Annotated in this window: 13 protein-coding genes; 9 read left to right on the forward strand and 4 right to left on the reverse strand. The window is 63.0% G+C overall.

What is annotated here, in order from left to right; all coding sequences use genetic code 11:
* Positions 1–60: 60 nt before the first annotated feature.
* On the forward strand, positions 61–2,013 hold the full coding sequence (locus HD842_RS00240; protein WP_229424524.1) for a CocE/NonD family hydrolase: 1,953 nt from the start codon (positions 61–63) through the stop codon (positions 2,011–2,013).
* An 8-nt stretch (positions 2,014–2,021) separates the two neighbouring features.
* Here HD842_RS00240 and HD842_RS00245 read toward each other — a convergent pair whose 3' ends face one another.
* Entirely contained in the window at positions 2,022–2,477 is a 456-nt protein-coding gene (locus HD842_RS00245) for a rhodanese-like domain-containing protein (protein ID WP_183549390.1), read from the reverse strand.
* Positions 2,478–2,794: 317 nt separating this feature from the next.
* Here HD842_RS00245 and glnA point away from each other — a divergent pair, with 317 nt between their 5' ends.
* The 5 genes from glnA to corA all read left to right on the forward strand — a co-directional run bounded on the left by glnA (position 2,795) and on the right by corA (position 8,632).
* Positions 2,795–4,210: a type I glutamate--ammonia ligase gene (glnA, locus tag HD842_RS00250; RefSeq protein WP_183549392.1), complete on the forward strand. Its 1,416-nt coding sequence runs from the start codon at positions 2,795–2,797 to the stop codon at positions 4,208–4,210.
* Positions 4,211–4,379: 169 nt separating this feature from the next.
* On the forward strand, positions 4,380–4,922 hold the full coding sequence (locus HD842_RS00255; protein WP_183549394.1) for a DUF4124 domain-containing protein: 543 nt from the start codon (positions 4,380–4,382) through the stop codon (positions 4,920–4,922).
* Between the two features lie 11 nt (positions 4,923–4,933).
* Positions 4,934–6,019, forward strand: coding sequence for a nitrogen regulation protein NR(II) (gene glnL / locus HD842_RS00260; protein WP_229424525.1), 1,086 nt, complete (start codon positions 4,934–4,936; stop codon positions 6,017–6,019).
* Between the two features lie 65 nt (positions 6,020–6,084).
* The gene (gene ntrC, locus HD842_RS00265; protein WP_183549398.1) at positions 6,085–7,593 is read left to right on the forward strand and encodes a nitrogen regulation protein NR(I); all 1,509 of its coding nucleotides are present in this window, start codon (positions 6,085–6,087) and stop codon (positions 7,591–7,593) included.
* Positions 7,594–7,663: 70 nt separating this feature from the next.
* Complete coding sequence (corA, locus tag HD842_RS00270; protein ID WP_183549401.1) at positions 7,664–8,632, forward strand: magnesium/cobalt transporter CorA; 969 nt, start codon at positions 7,664–7,666, stop codon at positions 8,630–8,632.
* Positions 8,633–8,873: 241 nt separating this feature from the next.
* Here the strand turns inward: corA and HD842_RS00275 are convergent, their stop codons facing one another.
* Together HD842_RS00275 and HD842_RS00280 are read right to left on the reverse strand one after the other, a co-directional pair.
* Positions 8,874–9,686 (reverse strand): EamA family transporter, encoded by an 813-nt coding sequence (locus HD842_RS00275; protein ID WP_183553423.1) that lies wholly within the window; start codon positions 9,684–9,686, stop codon positions 8,874–8,876.
* Positions 9,687–9,739: 53 nt separating this feature from the next.
* Complete coding sequence (locus tag HD842_RS00280) at positions 9,740–11,356, reverse strand: NAD(P)/FAD-dependent oxidoreductase (protein ID WP_183549403.1); 1,617 nt, start codon at positions 11,354–11,356, stop codon at positions 9,740–9,742.
* 580 nt (positions 11,357–11,936) lie between these two features.
* Between HD842_RS00280 and HD842_RS00285 the strand changes: the two genes are divergently transcribed.
* Together HD842_RS00285 and HD842_RS00290 are read left to right on the forward strand one after the other, a co-directional pair.
* Complete coding sequence (locus HD842_RS00285) at positions 11,937–14,999, forward strand: TonB-dependent receptor (RefSeq protein WP_183549406.1); 3,063 nt, start codon at positions 11,937–11,939, stop codon at positions 14,997–14,999.
* A 618-nt stretch (positions 15,000–15,617) separates the two neighbouring features.
* Positions 15,618–18,515 (forward strand): TonB-dependent receptor, encoded by a 2,898-nt coding sequence (locus tag HD842_RS00290; protein WP_229424526.1) that lies wholly within the window; start codon positions 15,618–15,620, stop codon positions 18,513–18,515.
* A 67-nt stretch (positions 18,516–18,582) separates the two neighbouring features.
* Here the strand turns inward: HD842_RS00290 and HD842_RS00295 are convergent, their stop codons facing one another.
* Positions 18,583–19,308 (reverse strand): 16S rRNA (uracil(1498)-N(3))-methyltransferase, encoded by a 726-nt coding sequence (locus HD842_RS00295; RefSeq protein WP_183549409.1) that lies wholly within the window; start codon positions 19,306–19,308, stop codon positions 18,583–18,585.
* A gap of 123 nt (positions 19,309–19,431) precedes the next feature.
* Here HD842_RS00295 and tkt point away from each other — a divergent pair, with 123 nt between their 5' ends.
* Entirely contained in the window at positions 19,432–21,429 is a 1,998-nt protein-coding gene (gene tkt / locus HD842_RS00300; RefSeq protein ID WP_183549413.1) for a transketolase, read from the forward strand.
* The last annotated feature ends 12 nt before the right edge of the window (positions 21,430–21,441 follow it).

A 21,441-nucleotide genomic window follows, 5' to 3' on the forward strand; every position in this document is an offset into this window, starting at 1 on the left:
GGGAATCCCATTACACTGGCGTCCCCAGTCATCTCTTCGAAGGCCGTCATGATCCGCCGCATGCTTCCCGCCCTTGTTTTCGGCTTCTGCCTTGCCGCTGGCCTGGCCAGCCCGTCTGCCGCGATTGCCGCGGACAGCGCCAAAGACAGCAAGCGCCCGACGCGCGAAGCCTATACCAAGTACGAATACCGGATCCCGATGCGTGACGGCGTGCAGCTGTTCACGGTCGTCTACGTGCCGAAGGACAGCACGCGCAGTTACCCGTTCCTGATGCAGCGCACCCCGTACAGCGCCGGCGTGCGCGCCGAAGGCGAACTGCGCTACGGCGTGGACTGGCTGCCCGAGTCGCTGGGCCCATCGCGCGAATTTGAAGAAGCCGGCTACATCTTCGTGAGCCAGGATGTGCGGGGCCGCTATATGTCCGAAGGCGTCTGGCAGGAAATGACGCCGCACGGCAAGGCGACACCCGCCAAGGGGGAGGGCCGCGAGAGCGACGATATGTACGACACGGTGGCCTGGCTACTCAAGAACATCCCCAACAACAATGGCAAGGTCGGCATCTGGGGCATCAGCTACCCGGGCTTCTACGCCGCTGCCAGCGTCATCGATTCGCACCCGGCGATCAAGGCCGCTTCGCCCCAGGCGCCGATTGCCGACCTGTACATGGGCGATGATTCGTACCACGGCGGCGCCTTCAAGCTGGCCGCCAACTTCGACTTTTATGCGGCCTTCACGGCGGCGCCCAACCCGACCCCGCTGCCGAAAACCGGCAGCGAATTCGATTACGGCGTGGCAGACGGCTATGATTATTTTCTCAAGCACCGCACGCTGGCGAATATCGCCGCCACGATGACCGACACGCAGCGCGAGCTGTTCATGCCGAACATCGAGCACGACACGTATGACAGCTTCTGGAAAGAGCGCGCCATCGGCCCGCACATCAAGAACGTCAAGGCGGCCGTGCTGACGGTGGGCGGCTGGTTTGATGCGGAAGACGCCGCCGGCCCGTTCATCGTGCACCGCGCGCTGGAAGCGCAGAACAAGGGCGGCAACCATGCGCTTGTGGTGGGCCCGTGGGTGCACGGTGGCTGGGCGCGCGGCGACGGCGCCCGGCTTGGTCACGTCAAGTTCGACGCGAAAACAAGCGAATGGTTCCGGCGCGAGGTCCAGTTCCCGTTCTTCGAGCAGCACCTGAAGGGCGTCAAGCCGGGCACCACGCTGGCGCCGGTGACCGTGTTCGAGACGGGGTCGAATGTCTGGCGCCAGTACGACGCCTGGCCACCGAAACCGGCAAAGGCGCGCACGCTGTACTTCGGCGCCAATGGCGCGCTGCGCTGGCAGCAGCCGACCGCGACCACGACCACGACCACGGGCGCCGGCTTCGATGAATACGTGGCCGACCCGGCGCGCCCGGTGCCGTACATCGGCTACCCGGCGCTGGGCGTGCCGCGCGAATACATGGTGTCGGACCAGCGCTTTGCCGCCACGCGGCCCGACGTGCTGGTGTACCAGAGCGCCGTGCTGGAAGAGGATGTGACGGTTGCCGGGCCGGTCACGCCCAAGCTGTTCGTGTCCACGAGCGGCACCGACGCCGACTGGGTCGTCAAGCTGATCGATGTCTACCCGGCCAGCTTCCCGAGCCCGGCAGGGGAGCGGGGCGGCGATGTCGGCCCGCCCGCGGTGAGCCTGGGTGGCTTCCAGCAACTGGTGCGTGGCAATCCGCTGCGCGGCAAGTTCCGCAACAGCTATGAAAAGCCCGAACCATTCGTGCCGGGCAAGGTCGAGCCAATCAAGTACGAACTGGGCCAGGTGAACCACACCTTCCGGCGCGGTCACCGGATCATGGTGCAGGTGCAGAGTTCGTGGTTCCCGCTGATCGACCTGAATCCGCAAACGTTCATGCGCATTCCCGACGCGCAGCCAAGCGACTTCAAGAAGGCGACCCAGCGCGTGTACCACGCGCCAGGCACGGCGTCCGGGCTGGAGCTGATGGTGCTGCCGAACCCGGGTTAGCTAAAAGCTCAGGCGCCAACCCACGGCAGGCCGGCCGTGCACCAGCCGCCGATCGTCTTGCGGTGCCCGTCGCCGTCGCGATCGCCTTCGAACCCTTCCAGGATGTCGAAGGCGTTTGCATAGCCCAGCTCGGTCGCGACACGCGCGCTGTGGCGCGAGCGCACGCCCGAGCGGCACAGGAACAGCAGCACGTCGTCCTTGTCCGCCACCTGTTCGAGCTGGGCGCCGAAGTCGGGATTGGGCGCGCCGCCCGGATAGGTGGCCCACTGCACCGCCAGATGCTGCGCCTGGCCGATCGCGACGCGGCCGACCCAGTCGCGTTCGGCGTTGGTGCGCACATCGACCAGCTTGACGTCCGGGCCGCTCTGGAGCAGGTCGAACGCTTCCTGAGGCGTGACTGCACCAGCATAGGGCTGGTCAGCGCCACGCTGGCGCGCCGCCGTGAGAATCTGTTCTTTGGTCATGTCGGGTAGGTCCATTCGTCGTTCGTCATCATCAATGCACCATCCTGGAGCGCAACCAAGTGCGCTGAATTGGTGCAAGCACGTAGAATTGCTCGTTAGTGGTGCAAATTGGCGTACAGGTAAATCTTGCCATACGCCCCCGGTCGAGGCGATTTTATGGGTAAACTAACCCATTGCCCAAGAACGATTTGCGCATAGCCTCATGCACTGAAGTTGGCATCGTCGTTGACACCCAGTTGGCACATTTCGTGCTTCATCATGATGCAAGTTGTCGGTTCGCATAGACCGACATCCTTTTTTCAATTAGGAGATTCCGAATGGCAAAGTCCGCCGCAGATGTAATGCAAATGGTCAAAGACAACGAAGTCAAATTCGTTGATTTACGCTTCGCCGATACCCGCGGCAAGGAACAACACGTCACGGTCCCGGTGTCGCACTTCGACCTGGACAAATTCGAATCCGGCCACGCCTTCGACGGTTCGTCGATCGCCGGCTGGAAAGGTATTGAAGCGTCGGACATGCTCCTGATCCCGGATGCAAACACGGCCAATATCGACCCGTTCATGGAAGAGACCACGCTGTTCATGCAGTGCGACGTCGTCGAGCCATCGGACGGAAAGGGCTACGACCGCGATCCGCGCTCGATCGCCAAGCGCGCTGAAGCCTACCTGAAATCGTCGGGCATCGGCGACACCGCCTACTTCGGCCCAGAGCCAGAGTTCTTCATCTTCGACGCCGTGCGCTGGAAGCTGGACATGTCGGGTTGCTTCGTCAAGATCGATTCCGAAGAAGCATCGTGGTCGACCGACAAGGAATTTGAAGGCGGCAACAGCGGTCACCGTCCAGGCGTGAAGGGCGGCTATTTCCCAGTGCCACCAGTCGACTCGTTCCAGGACATGCGCTCGGAAATGTGCCTGATCCTCGAATCGATGGGCATCCCGGTCGAAGTGCACCACCACGAAGTCGCCGGCGCCGGCCAGAATGAAATCGGCACCAAGTTCTCGACGCTGATCGAGCGCGCCGACTGGACCCAGAACATGAAATACGTGATCTGGAACGTGGCCCACAGCTACGGCAAGACCGCGACCTTCATGCCAAAGCCGATGGCTGGCGACAACGGTTCGGGCATGCACGTGCACCAGTCGATCTGGAAAGACGGCAAGAACCTGTTCGCAGGCGACGGCTATGCAGGTCTGTCGGACACGGCGCTGTTCTACATCGGCGGCATCATCAAGCACGCCCGCGCCCTGAACGCGATCACCAATCCAGGCACCAACTCGTACAAGCGCCTGGTGCCAGGCTTCGAAGCCCCGGTCAAGCTGGCGTATTCGGCCCGTAACCGTTCGGCCTCGATCCGCATCCCGCACGTGGCGAACCCGAAAGGCCGCCGCATCGAGACGCGTTTCCCGGATCCACTGGCCAACGTCTACCTGTGCTTCGCAGCACTGATGATGGCCGGTCTGGATGGTATCCAGAACAAGATCCACCCGGGCGAAGCGGCAACGAAAGACCTGTACCATCTGCCGCCTGAAGAAGACAAGCTGATCCCGACGGTGTGCGCATCGCTGGAAGAAGCACTGGACGCACTGAACGAAGACCGCGAGTTCCTGACCCGTGGCGGCGTGTTCAGCGACAGCATGATCGATGCCTACATCGACCTGAAGATGCAGGAAGTCCAGCGCATGCGCATGACCCCGCACCCAGCCGAATTCGACATGTACTACTCGTCGTAATCGGTCCATCCAGGCTGGCGCGGATGGGCATCGCGCCAGCCTGGCGGGTAGAACAAACGCGGGGAAAGCCATGCTTTCCCCGCGTTTTTTGTTGCTTGGGGTTTATATTCCTTGGGGTATAGTCGGGCGCATCTACAATAGCGTGCCCTTGCGACCAACCGGGATGGGAATGACAAATAGTGTGTTTCAGGCCAGTGTGGCCGTTTTTACCGCCGTGTTTGCCTCGGTGCTGCTGTGCGCCAGTGCGCAGGCGCAAATCTACCGTTGTACCGATGCCAATGGCCGGCCGCTGTACACCGACACCAAGGTCGGCAAGTGCCAGCTGATCGACACCGGCTACAGCGCGCCGCCGGCAGCCTCGGCCCCGATTCCTGCACCGCGCTCGGCGGGCGGTGGGGGCGGGTCATCCGCGTCGAATTCCGCCCCGACGGCGGCCCCGAGCGCGGCCCAGTCGAACTTCCCGCGCGTGGACAATGTGCTGCAGCGCGCCCGCGACGACGAGCGGCGCGAGATCCTGGGCGATGAACTGCGCCTGGAAGAACGCAAGCTCACCGACCTCAAGCGCGTCTTCAACAACGGCGAGCCGGAGCGTCAGGGCAACGAGCGCAACTACGCCAAATACCAGGAGCGCGTGGCGTCCATGCGCGACGAAATCAACCGCAGCGAACGCAATATCGAAGCGCTACGGCGCGAGATCGGCAATATCAGATGACCCTACCTCCGATGGCCCCACCCGTGTACGACCCGGGCAACCCGGCCCGTTATGCCGGCCTGGACTTGCTGGCCTCGGCCGTGATGATGACCGGGCCCGATGGCGAAGTGGTGTATGCCAACGCCGCCGCCGAAAACCTGATGGAGCTGTCGTTCAAGTCGCTGCAGCGCCATCGCCTGCCCGAACTGTTTACCAATGGCGCCGAGATTGGCGTGTTGATCACGCAGGCGCTGGTGCACCAGTACGCCGACCTGCGCCAGGACCTGACGCTGCAGAGGAGCGGGCGCGAACCGCTGCATGTCAACAGCATCGTCAGCGCGCTGGGCGACGGCACGGCGCTGATCGAGCTGCGCGAGAACGTCCAGCAGCTAAAGCTCGACCGCGAAGAGCGCCTGATGGACCAGAGCCAGGCCAACAAGGAGCTGATCCGCAACCTGGCGCACGAGATCAAGAACCCTCTGGGCGGCATCCGCGGCGCAGCGCAGCTGCTCGAACTCGAGCTGCCGCCACACCACCTTCTGGAGCTGCAGGAATACACGCAGGTGATCATCAAGGAAGCCGACCGCCTGCAGACGCTGGTCGACCGCCTGCTGGCGCCGCACCGCAAGCCGCACATCGTCGGCGACGTCAATATCCACGAAGTGTGCGAGCGCGTGCGCAGCCTGATCCTGGCCGAATTCCCGCAGGGGCTGTCGATCCGGCGCGATTACGATGCATCGATTCCCGAGTTTCGCGGCGATATGGAGCAGCTGATCCAGGTGGTGCTGAACATCGCCCACAACGCCGCGCAGGCCGTCGCCGGGCGCATTGCGCAGGGCGACGCCGAGATCGTTTTGCGCACCCGCGTGGCGCGCCAGGTCACGCTGGCCAAGGTCCGCTACGGGCTGGCATTAGACTTGCATATCATCGACAATGGACCGGGCATCGCGCCCGATATCCGCGACCGCATTTTCTATCCGCTCGTATCCGGGCGTGACGGCGGGAGTGGCCTCGGGCTGACGCTGGCGCAAACGTTTGTGCAGCAACACCTGGGTGTGATCGAGTGCGAAAGCCGGCCTGGACTGACGGATTTCAGGATCCTGCTGCCCCTGCCATAAGCGGGAGAAAGCGGACCGCACCGGCCAGTCCTTTATTGAATCCATGTTGCGGGAAGCACGAAACCATGAAACCAATCTGGATTGTCGACGACGACGCATCGATTCGCTGGGTCCTCGAAAAGGCCCTGGCACGCGAAAGTCTGGAGACCCGCAGTTTCGCCAATGCGCGCGAAGCCATGACCGCCTTTGAAACCGACACGCCGCAAGTGCTGGTGTCGGATATCCGCATGCCGGGCGAATCCGGCATCGACCTGCTGCAAGCCGTCAAGGAACGCCATCCGGGCCTGCCGGTCATCATCATCACCGCGTTCTCGGACCTCGATTCGGCGGTGTCCTCGTTCCAGGGCGGCGCCTTTGATTACCTGGCCAAGCCATTCGATATCGACAAGGCCGTCTCGCTGATCCGGCGCGCGCTGGAAGAGAGCCTGCGCGAAGCGAGCGTCGAAGCCCCGCCGGCCGAAACCCCCGAGATCCTCGGCCACGCGCCGGCGATGCAAGAGGTGTTTCGCGCCATCGGCCGCCTGTCGCAGTCGAACGTCACGGTGCTGATCACGGGCGAATCGGGCACCGGCAAGGAGCTCGTGGCACGTGCGCTGCACAAGCACAGCCCGCGCGCGCAGCAACCGTTCATCGCATTGAACACGGCGGCGATCCCGAAGGACCTGCTCGAATCCGAACTGTTCGGCCACGAGCGCGGCGCGTTCACGGGTGCGCAGGCGATGCGGCGCGGCCGCTTCGAGCAGGCCGAGGACGGCACGCTGTTCCTCGACGAAATCGGCGACATGCCGTTCGACCTGCAGACGCGCCTGCTGCGCGTGCTGTCCGATGGTCACTTCTACCGCGTGGGCGGCCACCAGCCGGTCAAGGCCAATGTGCGCGTGATTGCCGCCACCCACCAGAACCTCGAGCAACGCGTGCGCGACGGTTTGTTCCGCGAAGACTTGTACCACCGCCTGAACGTGATCCGCCTGCGCCTGCCGTCGCTGCGCGAACGCAACGAAGACATTCCTGTTCTTACGCGCCACTTCCTGGTGCAAAGTGCGCACCAATTGGGGGTGGAGCCCAAGCGCATGAGCGAGCAGGCAATGCGCTTCCTGTCGGGCCTCGAGCTGCCGGGCAATGTGCGCCAGCTGGAAAACCTGTGCAACTGGATCACCGTGATGGCCCCGGGCCAGACCGTGGAGGTCAAGGATCTGCCGCGCGACCTGACCCAAGGCTCGGCGCCGCTGACGGGCAGCAGCGTGCCGAACGTGGTGCCGCTGTCCGACGGCATCGTCAGCGCCGGTGCGCAGCCAATGGCATCCGGCGGTGGCGTCGTGCTGCAGACCGCCGGCGCGCAGTCGCCCGAAGGCTGGCTGGGGCTGCTCGAACTGCAGGCGGCCGGCATGCTCAGCGCAGGGCAGATGGACGTGATGGATATCCTGGGACGCCAGTTCGAATCGGCCCTGATCCGTACGGCGCTCAAGCACACGCACGGGCGCAAGAACGACGCGGCCATGCGGCTCGGGATCGGGCGCAACACCATCACGCGCAAGATCGTGGAGCTGGGCATCGACGGTGCGCGCGAAGAGTAAGCTTTTAGATGGCAGGGCGTTGGTGTAAAGTCCTGCATCGGCGCGCTGCGCCCGTTTCATTTTCTACTCAATGCTGATCAATTGCGTCGCCTACCAGGAAGGCAAGAAGCTGTCCGATATCCCGGTCGAGGATATCAGCGAATACATCAAGCTCGATGACACCTTTGTCTGGGTCGCACTGCGCGACCCGGACGCCGCCGACATCGCCCTGATGCAGGAAGAATTCGGTCTGCACGAACTGGCGGTGGAAGACGCGCTGCGCGGTCACCAAAGGCCCAAGCTCGAAGAATATGGCGACTCGCTGTTCGTCGTCGTGCAGATCGTCGAACTGGTGGGCGAGGAGATGTCGGTCGGCCAGTTGTCCGTATTTGCCGGGCCCAATTACGTGCTGTCGGTGCGGCGTGATGCCAACCAGGGCTTTCTCGGCGTGCGGGCGCGCGCCGAGCGTGAACCGCACCAGCTCAGGAAAGGCGCGGGCTTCGTGCTGTATGCGCTGGTCGACGCCGTCGTCGACCGTTATTTCCCCGTGGTCGACACGCTCGAATCCGAGCTCGAATCGATCGAAGACCACATCTTTTCCATGCAGGGCAAGCAGCGCGACAATGTCGAGCGCCTGTATGACCTGAAGCGCAAGGCGCAGACGCTGCGCCACGCCGTGGTGCCGCTGATGGACGCGCTGGGACGCCTGTACGGCGGGCGCGTGCCGGCCGTGGTGGACGAGACCCAGGAATACTTCCGCGACGTGCACGACCACCTGCACCGCATCGCCGGCCGCCTGGACGCGGTGCGCGACACGATCAATACCGCGATCCAGGTGACGCTGTCGATGGTGGCGATCGAAGAAAACGAAGTGAGCAAGAAGCTGGCGTCGTACGCGGCGATCTTCGCGGTGTTTACCGCGTTCGCCGGCGTGTGGGGCATGAACTTCGAATTCATGCCCGAGCTGAAATGGAAGTATGGCTACCCGTTCGCGATGCTGACGATGATCTGCGTGTGCGGCTACCTGTATCGCAAGTTCAAGCGGGTGGGGTGGCTGTAACAGCGCTCGTAGGGTGGGCGGCTATGCCGTCCACGCGGTGATCGTGACCGGTGCCGCTGTCGTTCCGGATGATCTGGCGGCCAACCATCGCCGCGTGGGCGGGGGACCCGCCCACCCTACGTTAATTCTTGGGCTAGTGGTTTTTCCGGCCGTGGCGGCAGCGCTGCCTGACGCCACCCACTGCAGGCGTAGGGTGGGCGGCTAAGCCGTCCACGCGTTCAAGGTACGGTGGCATGCCACGCTACTCCTGGGCCCGTGATTTTCCGGCCGTGGCGGCGGCGCCGCCCGAGGCCACGATGACGAGCACGATCGCCAGCCACTGCAGGCTGGTCAGGCGCTCTCCGAGCCAGATGAAGCCGGCCAGCGCTGCGATGGCCGGTCCGCTGCTGACCAGGATGCCGAATACCCGCTGCGGCAGGCGCCGCAGTGCCATCATCTCGAGCGAGTAGGGCAGGGCGGACGACAGCAGCGCCACCGCCACGCCGCCCGCCAGCATGGCCGGCGTGAACAGCGCCATGCCCGCATGCGCCACGCCGAACGGCACCGCGAACACGCTCGCCGCCAGCAAGCCCCAGGCCACGGCCTGGCCACTGTTCAGGGTCGAGACGCGCTTGCCGAACACGATGTACATCGCCCAGCAGAACGCAGCCGCCAGCGCATACGCGATGCCGGCCGGGTCGAGCTGCGTCGCGCCGGCCACCGGCAGCAGCAGCCACAGGCCGAATCCCGCGCACACCACCCACACAAAATCGCGCGCATGACGCGACGACAGGACCACGACTGCCAGCGGCCCCGTGACCTCGATCGCCACCGCGATCCCCAGCGGGATGCGCTCGAACGCGCGGTAGATGCACAGGTTCATCGCGCCCAGCATCAGGCCGTACACGAGCAGGTTGCCCACATCGGCGCGCGCCGGGCGGCCAAAGCGCCATGGCCGCACGATGGCCAGCAGGATCAGCGCCGCCAGGCCCACGCGCAGCGCGGTGACGCCTTCGCTGCCCACGGCTGGAAACAACCCCTTGGCCCAGGCCGCGCCCGCGTTGACCGACACCATCGAGGCCAGGATCGCCAGACCCGGGCCCCATGCCGCATGCCGGCCCGCCGCGTTCAACGTGGCGCCATGGCCAGTGCCACCGCTTCGGCCACGCGAATGCCGTCGACGGCCGCCGACATGATGCCGCCCGCGTAACCGGCGCCTTCGCCAGCCGGGAACAGGCCGCGCGTGTTCAGGCTTTGCAGGTCGTCGTTGTTGCGCCGGATGCGGATCGGCGACGAGGTGCGTGTCTCCACGCCCGTCAGCACCGCGTCTTCCTTGTAGTAGCCCTTGATCTGCTTGTCGAAGGCGACAAACGCTTCGCGCATCGCGACGATGGCGTAGTCGGGCAGCGACGTGGCCAGGTCGGTCAGGTGCACGGCCGGCAGGAACGACGGCGTGACCGAACCGAGCGACGTGGACGGCCGACCGGCCACGAAGTCGCCCATCAGCTGGCCCGGTGCGTCGTAGGTCGAGCCGCCCAGCACGAACGCGCGCGATTCGAGTTCGCGCTGGAACGCGATGCCGGCCAGCGGATGGCCCGGGAAATCCTCGGGCGTGATGCCGACCACGATGGCGCTGTTGGCGTTGCGCTCGTTGCGCGAATACTGGCTCATGCCGTTGGTGACGACGCGGCCTTCTTCGCTCGATGCGGCCACCACGGTGCCGCCCGGGCACATGCAGAAGCTGTAGACCGAGCGGCCGTTGGACGCGTGGTGCACGATCTTGTAGTCGGCTGCGCCCAGCAGTTTGTTGCCGGCGTTCGGGCCGAAGCGGCAGACGTCGATCAGCGACTGCGGGTGCTCGACCCGGAAGCCGATCGAGAACGGCTTGGCTTCGATGTACACGCCGCGTTCGTACAGCATCTCGAAGGTGTCGCGCGCGCTGTGGCCGATGGCGATCGTCAGGTGACGGGTCGGGATTTCTTCGCCGCTGGCCAGGCGCACGCCGACCACCTGGCGCACGCCGCCGGTTTCTTCGATCAGGACATCCTGCATGCGCGTGTCGAAGCGCATTTCGCCGCCCAGGTTGATGATCTCGGCGCGCATCTGCTCGACCATCTTGACGAGGCGGAAGGTGCCGATGTGCGGCTTGCTGACGTACATGATCTCTTCGGGCGCGCCGAACTTGACGAACTCGGTGAGCACCTTGCGACCGTGGTGGTTGCTGTCCTTGATCTGGCTGTAGAGCTTGCCGTCCGAGAAGGTGCCGGCGCCGCCTTCGCCGAACTGCACGTTCGACTCGGTATCGAGCTTGCGCTTGCGCCAGAAGCCGAAGGTGTCGACGGTGCGCTCGCGCACGACCTTGCCGCGCTCGAGCACGATCGGGTTCAGGCCCATCTGCGCCAGGATCAGCGCAACAAACAGCCCGCACGGCCCGGTGCCGACCACGACCGGGCGCGGGGTGCCGGGGGCCGGTTTAGCGGCGTTGACGAACTTGTACTCGACGTCGGGGGCGGGCATGACGTGCGGGTCGCGCAGCTTTGCCAGCACGGCCTTGTCGTCGGCAACGGTCGCGTCGATCGAATAGATCAGGACGATGGCGGATTTCTTGCGCGCATCGTAGCTGCGCTTGTAGACGGCAAAGTCGAGCAGCTCGGCGTCAGCGATGCCAAGGCGGGCCAGGATGGCGTCGCGCAGGGCGGCGTCCGGGTGGTTCAGGGGGAGTTTGAGTTCGTTAATACGCAGCATGGGAGTGGTTGCTAGTGAGGCAACAAAATGAGAGCGGCAAAAGCCGTTATTTTACCCTGCCGTACAGGCACCAGCCGGTATGCGGGATAAAAAAACAAACAGTCTAAAACATGTAAATACATAGGGTTTGTGATCTTTTGACATTCTCACTTCGAAGCCCTGGTTTTGGTTTAAAACGTGCCAAATTACAACGAACTTTGTGGAACTGTCGCAACGTTCAAGCGCCGAAATTCATAAAAAATAACGTGCCTCGGGTGGCGCAAAAGTGCACTGCAGCAGGGAGTTTTCAGAGCTGTTTTGGTGAATGAATGCACCATGCCTGCGCGCTGTCTCACACCGACAACGTTGTGCGAACGAAAATAACGAAATGCATACGTATATGCACAAAAAGTTGTTGACGCCACAATGCACTATGCATGAACGTAGATGAGCGTTCATTTCCTTTTCGAGGAAAAAATGGCATGAACGTACCTGCGCGGCGATGCAGGTGTACAGGGAGGGGCGCTACCGCGATCGGTGCTGGTGCGACCAACAACAGGACTGCCATGAGCGGTCCGGCAAAAAAGAGAAAGCAAATCACATGTTGAAGAAAACTGTATTGGTTCACGCACTGAGTCTGGCCTTTGGTGGCGCAGTGATTGGCATGGCTGCAATGTCGCCGGCAATGGCGCAGTCGAATGCATCGGGTAGTGTCTTCGGCACCGTCGCACCGGGCAGCAATGTGCAGATTCTCATCGAGAACACCGACATCGGTATCCGCCGCACCCTGACGCCGGATGCACAGGGTCGTTTCGTTGCCAGCTCGCTGCCGAGTGGCACGTACCGCGTGTCCCAGTTGCGTGACGGCGCCGTCATCGGCTCGGTCAACGTCGAGACCGGCATTGGCCGCAACGGCGAAGCCATCTTCGCCGCTGCCGCACCGGCCGGCGGCCCGCAAGTCGTCCAGGTGACCGGTACCCGCGCCACCATCGACACCAGCAGCGCCGGCAGCAGCGCCACCTTCAATGCCCGCGAACTGGCAACGTTGCCGATCGGCCGCACCGTCGAAGCCATCATTCAGCTGGCGCCAAACACCACCACCGCCGACTCGCGCTTTGCCGGCGGCGCATCGTTCGGTGGCGGCGCAGCGTCCGAGAACTCGTACTACATCAACGGTTTCCCTGTCACCAACCCGCTGACCGGCCTGGGCGCTGCCCAGCTGCCATTCGGCGCGATCGCCGAAGCGCAAGTGCTGACCGGTGGCTTCGGTTCCGAATTCGGCCGCTCGATCGGCGGCGTCGTCAACATCGTCACCAAGGGCGGTACCAACACCTGGGAAGCGGGCGGCATCGTGACCTGGGAACCGAAATCGCTGCGCGCCACGCCGAAAGATATCTACTACCGCAATACCGGCACGCCAAACAACGTCAATACCGACGGTACGCTGCGCCTGGCGCGCGCCGAAAATACGCGCGACCAGAAGGTGTATGGCGCCTATGTAGGCGGCCCGATCATCAAGGACAAGCTGTTCTTCTTCGCATCGGCCGAGAAAACCGAGACTGAAGAAGGCCTCGTCAACGGCTTCCGCATCGCCACCAACAATGCCGCCGTCGGCTGGCGCGAGCGTGACACCAAGATCGAGCGCTACATGGCCAAGATCGACTGGAACATTACCGACAATCACCGCCTGGAATTCACGACGCTGGGCGACACGCCTGAAGTGAACAATTCGGACAGCGGCTTCAACTACGCGACCCGCACCCGCAGCGGTGTCGTCAACTCGAGCGCGCGGCGCATCAACGTCGACAACAACGGCGCCAAGATCAACACCCTGCGCTACGTCGGCAACCTGACCGACGACCTGACTGTCACCGCCCTGTATGGCCGCGCGAAGTCGCCGCACGAAAACTATTTCACCGGTTACAACCCGGACCTGTTCCAGATTTCGTCAACGGTCGATGCACGCGCGCCTGGCCTCAGCTACGCCAACCCGCAAAACATCAGCGGCAACATCCTGGCCCCGGGCTCGGAAGACATCGTCGATTCGGGTCGTTTCGACGTCGAATGGCGCCTCGGCGCCCACACGCTGCGCGGCGGCTTCGACCAGACCAAGGTCGAGTCGGTAGCAGCAGGCGACTTCCTCGCCGGTGGCGGCCGGTGGACCTACTACCGCGCCAGCGTGCCGGGCGCGGCCATCCCGGGCGAGGGCGGCGTGCGCGTTCCTGCACCGGCCAGCACCGGCAGCCCGTTGGGCAACCAGGGCTATTACGTGACCCGCGACCAGTTCTCGACCGTCACCAACTCGTTCGGTGAGCAGAGCGCGTGGTATCTGGAAGACCGTTTCCAGGCAACCCCGAACCTGCTACTGACGCTGGGTGTGCGTAACGAATCGTTCAAGAACCAGAACGACTCGAAGACCACCTTCCTGGAAATGAAGAACCAGTACCAGCCACGCCTGGCCGCCGTGTGGGACGTCAACGGTGATTCGAGCTTCAAGGTGTACGCGACCCTGGGCCGCTACTCGGTGCCGATCCCGACCCACATCTCGGTGCGTGGCGCTGGCCGCTCGACCTTCACGTCGCAGTACTACACCTACACCGGTACCGACGCGAACGGCGCGCCAACCGGTCTGACGCAGCTGAGCCAGCCTCTGTCGGGCAATAACGAATATGGTCAGGACAAAGTCGTCGATACCCTGGCTGCGCGCAATATGGAGCCGACCTATCAGGACGAAGTGACCTTCGGCTTCGAGAAAGCCTGGTCGCCATCGCTGAACTTCGGCGCGAAAGCGATTCATCGCAAGCTGCAGTCCACGATCGACGATTTCTGCGATGTGCGTCCATTCGAACGTTTTGCCGCAGCCAATGGCATCGCGATCACCAACCCGCTGTTTGGCAACAGCTGCCAGACCTTCAATCCGGGTGAAGACAATGAGTTCCTGGTCGACTTCTCCGGCGATGTATCGAAGCTGACACCTGTCAGCCTGACTGCGGCGGACATGGGCTTCGACAAGCCAAAGCGCACTTATAGCTCGGTCGAAGCATTCCTCGAGCACCCGTTCCGCAATGGCTGGTACGGCAAGATGAGCTATGTGTGGTCGCGCAACAAGGGCAATACCGAAGGCCAGGTGCGTTCGGATAACGGCCAGGCTGACGTCGCCGTTACGTCGTCGTGGGATTACCCTGAGCTGATGGAAGGCGCCTATGGCTACCTGCCGAATCACCGCAAGCACCAGGTCAAGGCATTCGGCTTCTATCAGTTCAACGACGAGATCACTGTTGGTGGTAATGCGCTGATCGCTTCGGGCCGTCCACGCAGCTGCATCGGCAGCGCCGCCAATCCGGGCGATTCGCCGAACTATGCCAACCAGACCTTCTATTGCGGTGGCCTGACCCGTTCGCAGAACGTGCTGACCCCACGTGGCTCGGTCGGCAGCCTGCCATGGACGCACCGTTGGGACATGAACGTGGCTTACAAGCCTAACTTCATCAAGGGCCTGCAGTTCCGTGTCGACGTGTTCAACGTCTTCAACAGCCAGTCGGTTGCCAGCGTGACGGAGGCCTACAACAATGCAGCCAACGTCAGCAGCCTGTACCAGACGCCGCTGTCGCTGACCGCACCGCGTTACGCCCGTTTCTCGCTGATGTACGACCGCAAGTTCTGATCCAGTCGTTGTCAGAATAAAAGCCAAACCGCCCTTCGGGGCGGTTTTTTATTGGGTTGCTCAAAGACATTGTGTTGTATTTACCCAACTTTTAGTTTCACGCTCGATAATGGTGCATCGAAATAAAAATCGTGACTGGCACAGCGCAACACCACCTTGACTTGCCCCGTTCTAAAAAAATTTTGATGATAAAAAGATCGTCAATACGAGACGTTGCGTGCGTTTAGCTTTTGAATGCGGGTTCAGGGCATTGCACCAGTTTGATATTGCGGCGCACCACCATCGCACTTTCCCGACTTTCAAAAAAATAAAGTGTTGTATTTCACACTCTGCATTATTGGTGCTCGGTTGACACTATTCTTGACGCCATGTTTTTATAGCTCCACTTGAATAACGTTTGGTTTCATCCAAGCACTTATTTAGGCTGATCGTCCCCAGTCAGACGTATGCATGAAAAATACTGCCGTCCAGAATGCGATCAGTGGTCCACCTGTTCCGGCTCAATGCGTTGATCCGATGCTTTGCCGGCCCAGGCGACCGGCAGGCACGGGCCTGCAGAACAGGCACTGAGCATTCTTGTGCGCAATCACCGATAAGAAAGTACGAGGAGAATTACCCATGATGTTGAAACTGAAGTCGATGCCTTTCGCGATTGCTTGCGCAATTGCCAGCGGCGCCCTGACCTGCGCAGCGCCGGCGTTTGCCCAAGCCCAGCAGGGCGGCACCGAACCAGCCGCGCAGCGCGTGGTCGTGACGGGTTCGCTGATCAGCCGCACCAACACCGAGACGCCGACCCCGGTGCAGGTGCTGACTGCAGCCGACATCCAGAAGAGCGGCAAGACCTCGGTTGCCGAGCTGCTGACCGACCTGGCCGCCAACGGCGCCGGTACCCTGGGCACTGGCTTTGCCGGCGCGTTCGCCAACGGCGCATCGGGCATCTCGCTGCGTGGCCTGACCGTGGGCGCGACCCTGGTGCTGATCGACGGCCACCGCATGGCCCCGTATCCATTGTCGGATGACTCCCAGCGCTCGTTCGTCGACGTCTCGTCGATCCCGTTCGATGCCATCGAGAGCATCGAGATCCTGAAAAGCGGCGCGTCGTCGCTGTACGGCTCGGACGCGATCGCTGGCGTCATCAACATCAAGCTCAAGAAAAACCTGAACGGCACCCGCCTGTCGGCCGAAGTGGGCGACACGCAGCACGGTGGTGGCAAGACCAAGCGCGCCTCGATCAGCACCGGCATCGGTGACCTCGACAACGACGGCTACAACGCCTTCATCACGGCTGAATACCGCAAGCAGAACGCGATCAAGGTCGTCGACCGCGAGCAGTACGGCTATGCAAACCGCGACTGGCGCGCACGTGGTGGTAACGACCTGACCCTGGGCGTGCCGACCAACATCAACAACTTCCTGACCCCGGCCAGCAGCCCGTTCCTGTACAACGCGTCGAACCCGAACAACCCGGCTGGCGTCACCAACGTCAATAACCCGGCCAACTACCAGTTCCTCGACCCGACGAACTGCAACTTCACCAAATACCGCGCCGGTGGCTGCTCGGTGCGCGATGAACTGTCGAACATCCAGCCAGAGACCGAAAACGTCAACCTGATGATCGGCATGACGAAAAAGCTGAGCGAAGACTGGGAAGTGCGCTTCAACGGCTCGATGTTCCAGCGCGAAAGCAACAACAACCGCAATGCGGCCCCGGCAGCATTCAGCCCGACCAGCTTCAACGGCACCACGACCCTGGTCAATGGCGTGCTGACATCGCGCGTGGGCGCCATCCCGAACACGACCTTCGCCGCTGGCGCACCGGTCGGCGCGAATATCACCAACCAACTGGGCGCAGCTGCCCGCCTGTACGGCTACATCCCGGATGTTGGCGCCGCCCTGACCACCAACAACAAGACCACCGCGACCCGCTTTGCGGCTGACCTCGTCGGTAGTGCCTACGGCTGGGACGTGAACGCTGCCATCGGTGGCACCCGCGTCAAGAGCGACCTGGACTACAGCGGCTACGTCAACCGTACCAACCTGTACAACCTGCTGCGCAATGGCACCTTCAATGTGCTGGGCAACAATGCGCCGGGCGTCGTGGATGCCGTCTCGCCGCGTTTCAGCAACGAAATCGAATCGACGCTGAACTACGCCGACCTGATCGGCTCGCGTGAACTGCTGTCGAATTTCGGCGCTGGCCCACTGGCCTTCGCCGCTGGCGTGCACTGGCATGAGCGCAAGCAGAATGCGCCACCATCGAGCCTGACGCTCAACGGCGCGGTCGCCAACACGGCAGCGTTCACCATTGGTGACGAAACCAACAGCGCGGTGTTTGCCGAGCTGCAGGCCACGCCGATCAAGAACCTGGAAATTGGCCTGTCCGGTCGTTATGACCACTACGACACCTACGGCAATTCGTTCACGCCGTCGGCCAACTTCAAGTGGGCGCCGATCCAGCAGTTCGGTCTGCGCGGCACGTTCGCACGCGGTTTCCGCGCGCCGAACCCGGCCGAAGTCGGCAATGCCGGTTCGTTCTTCACGTTCAACGCGATCCGCGATCCGCTCCTGTGCGCCAATGGCAGCCAGACCACGGCCGGCAACGTGCCATCGGCTTGCTCGTTCAGCCCACCGTACGTCCAGACCACCAATCCTGATCTGCAGCCAGAGAAGTCGAAGTCGTTCACGGCCGGTATCATCGTCGAGCCAATGCGCGGCCTGAACATGACCCTGGATTACTACAAGATCCAGATCAAGAACCTGGTCGTCACGCAAGCCGGTAACGATCCAAGCTTCACGCCAACCTGGGTCCGCGGTCCTGCCAACACGATCGACATCGCCACCGGCGTGGGCAACAACACGGTGCCTGGCATCCCTGCGGTTGGTCCGATCCTGTACGGCCTGTCGCCTTACATCAACGCCGGCAGCACCGAAACCCACGGCATCGAAGCGGACATCCGCTACCGCTGGCGCCTCGCCAACGACCTGGGCACTGTCAGCGCGAACCTGAGCGCAGCCCACGTCTTTGGCTATGTGACCGAACTGGGCAGCGATTCGTACCAGCTGGCCGGCACGCAAGGTCCATCGTCGGTTGGCGGCGCAACGGGTAACCCGAAAGACCGTGCACAGTTCACCCTCGGCTATAACCGTGGCCCACTGGACGTGACCGCTACCGTGAACTACACGAGCGGCTTCTCGACCTTCGACCCGGCACTGGGCGCGACCGACTGCGCATCGACTGCAGCCGACGTTGGTGGCCGTACCTACTTCCAGGGTCTGGTCCAGCCGATCGGCTACTGCAACGTGTCGTCGTTCACCGTTACCAACCTGAACCTGTCGTACAAGGTCACGGATAACCTGACGATCCGCGGCGCGATCCTGAACCTGTTCGACAAGGAAGCACCATACGACGTCGCTACCTACGGCAACGCCGGTGCACAAACGTCGTACAACGCTTCGCTGCACCAGCCAGGCGCAGTGGGCCGCTTCTTCAGCCTGGGCGCGAACTACACGTTCTAAGCCTGTCGCTGTATAAAAAAACCCCGCCGGCAGCGATGCCGGCGGGGTTTTTTCATGTTCTCTGCGCTTAGATGGCGTCCCAGGCCCCCGCCAGCACGGCGAGCGCGGCCAGACCGGCCGTCTCGGTGCGTAGCACGCGCGGCCCCATCGACAGCGACAGCGCGCCGGCGGCAACGGCCGCGTCTTCTTCGTGCGGCGTGAGCCCGCCTTCAGGGCCGATCAAGAGCGTGACCGCCTGCGGCGCATTCGCGCGCGCCCAGCCGGCCAGCGATTCGGTTGCGCGCGGACTGAGCAGGATGCGAGTCGTGCCCGCGCCCGCCGCCAGCCACGGTTGCACCTCCGCCATTGGGTGCAACTGCGCCAGCCGGTTGCGCCCGCATTGCTCCGATGCGGCCACAATGACGCCATGCCAGTGTGACTGGCGTTTCTCGAGCCGCTCGCCGGACAGGCGCACGACGCTGCGCGCCGCTGCCAGCGGCTGGATCGCGGCCACGCCCAGTTCAACGGCCTTTTCGATGATCCAGTCCATTTTCGAGCCTTCCGGCAAGCCCTGGGCCAGCGTGACCGGGTAGGGCGCCTCGGTCTCGATCGCGTCGTGCCCGTCGATGACGGCAGTGGCGCGCCGCTTGCCGGTCTCGACCAGCGTGGCGCGGTATTGACCGCCTTCGCCATTGAACAGCGTCAGCGCGGCCCCGGGCTGCAGGCGCACCACATGCAGGTGATGCGCGACCGCTTCCGGCAGCTCGATCGTGTTGCCGCTAACAAGTGGCTGAGGACAATAAAAACGCGGCATGGCACTCCTGAAATCGCGGTGGACAGGGCTGCATTTTAAATCCTCGCTACATCGGTCTGGTAAAATAACGGGCTACGGCCAGCCGCAGGCCACCAGCTTTCCAATCCCTGATCCCCGATCTCCATGAAATCTACGCAAACCACCACCCTGATGGCCAACGCGATCCGCGCGCTGGCGATGGACGCTGTTCAGCAAGCCAACTCGGGCCACCCGGGCATGCCAATGGGCATGGCCGAGATCGCCGTTGCGCTGTGGGACAAGCACTACCGTCATAATCCGGCCAATCCGGGCTGGATGAACCGCGACCGCTTCCTGCTGTCGAACGGCCATGGCTCGATGCTGCATTACGCGCTGCTGCACCTGGCAGGGTACGACCTGACGATGGGCGATCTGCGCGCCTTCCGCCAGATGCATTCCAAGACGCCGGGTCACCCTGAAGTGGGCATCACCCCGGGCGTGGAAACCACCACCGGCCCGCTGGGCCAGGGTATTGCCAACTCGGTCGGCATGGCGCTGGCTGAATGGCTGCTGGGCTACGAATTCAACCGTCCAGGCTACGACGTGGTGGATCACTACACCTATGCGTTCCTGGGCGACGGCTGCCTGATGGAAGGCATCTCGCACGAAGTGGCGTCGCTGGCCGGCACCCTCAAGCTCAACAAGCTGATCTGGCTGTACGACGACAACGGCATCTCCATCGACGGCAAGGTCGAAGGCTGGTTCACCGATGATACGCAAAAGCGCTTTGAAGCCTATGGCTGGAACGTGATCCCGAAGGTCGACGGTCACAGCGTCAAGGATATCGATGCCGCTATCGAGCAGGCCAAGACGTCGGATCGTCCAACGCTGATCTGCTGCAAGACGATCATCGGCAAGGGCGCACCGAACCTGGAAGGTGGCGACAAGGTCCACGGCGCGCCACTGGGCGACAAGGAAATTGCCGCCGTGCGCCAGCACCTGGTCTGGGATCCGATCCCGTTCGACATTCCTGCCGAACTGTACGAAGCATGGGACGCGAAAGAGCGCGGCGCCCAGGTCGAAGGCGAATGGAACACGATGTTCGCGGCCTATCGCGGCGCACACCCTGAGCTGGCGAGCGAATTCGAGCGCCGCATGAAGGGCGAGCTGTCGGGTGAATTCACCAAGGCGCTGGACGCCGCGATTGCCAGCTGCATCGAGAAGCAGGAAACCATTGCCACCCGCAAGGCCTCGCAAAATGCAATCCAGGCGCTGGCCGCGAGCCTGCCAGAATTTTTGGGCGGCTCGGCCGACCTGACCGGTTCGAACCTGACCAACTGGAAAGAATCGGTTGCTGTGCGCTCGGGCATCGCCGGCAATCACATCAACTACGGCGTGCGCGAATTCGGCATGGCCGCGATCCAGAACGGCGTGGCGCTGCATGGCGGCTTCATTCCGTTCGGCGCAACGTTCCTGACCTTCTCGGACTACAGCCGCAACGCGCTGCGCATGGCCTCGCTGATGAAGATCCGTTCGATCTCGGTCTTCACGCACGATTCGATCGGCCTGGGCGAAGACGGTCCGACGCACCAGTCGGTCGAGCACGTCTCGTCGCTGCGCTTGATCCCGGGCCTGGACAACTGGCGTCCATGCGACACGGTCGAATCGGCCGTGGCATGGGGCGCAGCAGTCCAGCGCAAGGATGGCCCGACGACGCTGATTTTCTCGCGCCAGAACCTGCCGTTCATGGCCCGCGACACCCAGCAGGTCGCTGACGTCGCCAAGGGCGGCTATGTGCTGCGCGACACGCCGGACGCCAAAGTCATCCTGATCGCCACCGGTTCGGAAGTCGAGCTGGCCGTGAAGGCCTTCGACGCACTGGCCGCTGAAGGCATCGCCGCGCGCGTTGTCTCGATGCCGTCGACCGACGTGTTCGATCGCCAGAACGCCGCCTACAAGGCCAGCGTGCTGACCCGCGGCACGCCGCGCGTGGCCATCGAAGCCGGCATTACCGCCTTCTGGTACAAGTATGTGGGCCTCGAAGGCGCCGTGGTCGGCATCGACACCTTCGGTGAATCGGCGCCGGCGCCGGTGCTGTTCAAGCACTTTGGCTTCACCGTCGAGAACGTGGTTGCCAAGGCCAAACAAGTTATCGCAGCGTAAGCATTCGCCAGA

Origin of the sequence: Massilia aurea, from assembly GCF_014200505.1 — a bacterium.
In the GTDB taxonomy this organism is placed as follows: Bacteria; Pseudomonadota; Gammaproteobacteria; order Burkholderiales; family Burkholderiaceae_D; genus Telluria; species Telluria aurea_B.

Bases quoted from the DNA above. Each gene is read 5' to 3' on its own strand.
- HD842_RS00240 (WP_229424524.1), top strand. From the start codon at position 61: ATGCTTCCCGCCCTTGTTTTCGGCTTCTGCCTTGCCGCTGGCCTGGCC.
- HD842_RS00245 (WP_183549390.1), bottom strand. From the start codon at position 2,477: ATGACCAAAGAACAGATTCTCACGGCGGCGCGCCAGCGTGGCGCTGAC.
- glnA (WP_183549392.1), top strand. From the start codon at position 2,795: ATGGCAAAGTCCGCCGCAGATGTAATGCAAATGGTCAAAGACAACGAA.
- HD842_RS00255 (WP_183549394.1), top strand. From the start codon at position 4,380: ATGACAAATAGTGTGTTTCAGGCCAGTGTGGCCGTTTTTACCGCCGTG.
- glnL (WP_229424525.1), top strand. From the start codon at position 4,934: ATGGCCCCACCCGTGTACGACCCGGGCAACCCGGCCCGTTATGCCGGC.
- ntrC (WP_183549398.1), top strand. From the start codon at position 6,085: ATGAAACCAATCTGGATTGTCGACGACGACGCATCGATTCGCTGGGTC.
- corA (WP_183549401.1), top strand. From the start codon at position 7,664: ATGCTGATCAATTGCGTCGCCTACCAGGAAGGCAAGAAGCTGTCCGAT.
- HD842_RS00275 (WP_183553423.1), bottom strand. From the start codon at position 9,686: ATGGTGTCGGTCAACGCGGGCGCGGCCTGGGCCAAGGGGTTGTTTCCA.
- HD842_RS00280 (WP_183549403.1), bottom strand. From the start codon at position 11,356: ATGCTGCGTATTAACGAACTCAAACTCCCCCTGAACCACCCGGACGCC.
- HD842_RS00285 (WP_183549406.1), top strand. From the start codon at position 11,937: ATGTTGAAGAAAACTGTATTGGTTCACGCACTGAGTCTGGCCTTTGGT.
- HD842_RS00290 (WP_229424526.1), top strand. From the start codon at position 15,618: ATGATGTTGAAACTGAAGTCGATGCCTTTCGCGATTGCTTGCGCAATT.
- HD842_RS00295 (WP_183549409.1), bottom strand. From the start codon at position 19,308: ATGCCGCGTTTTTATTGTCCTCAGCCACTTGTTAGCGGCAACACGATC.
- tkt (WP_183549413.1), top strand. From the start codon at position 19,432: ATGAAATCTACGCAAACCACCACCCTGATGGCCAACGCGATCCGCGCG.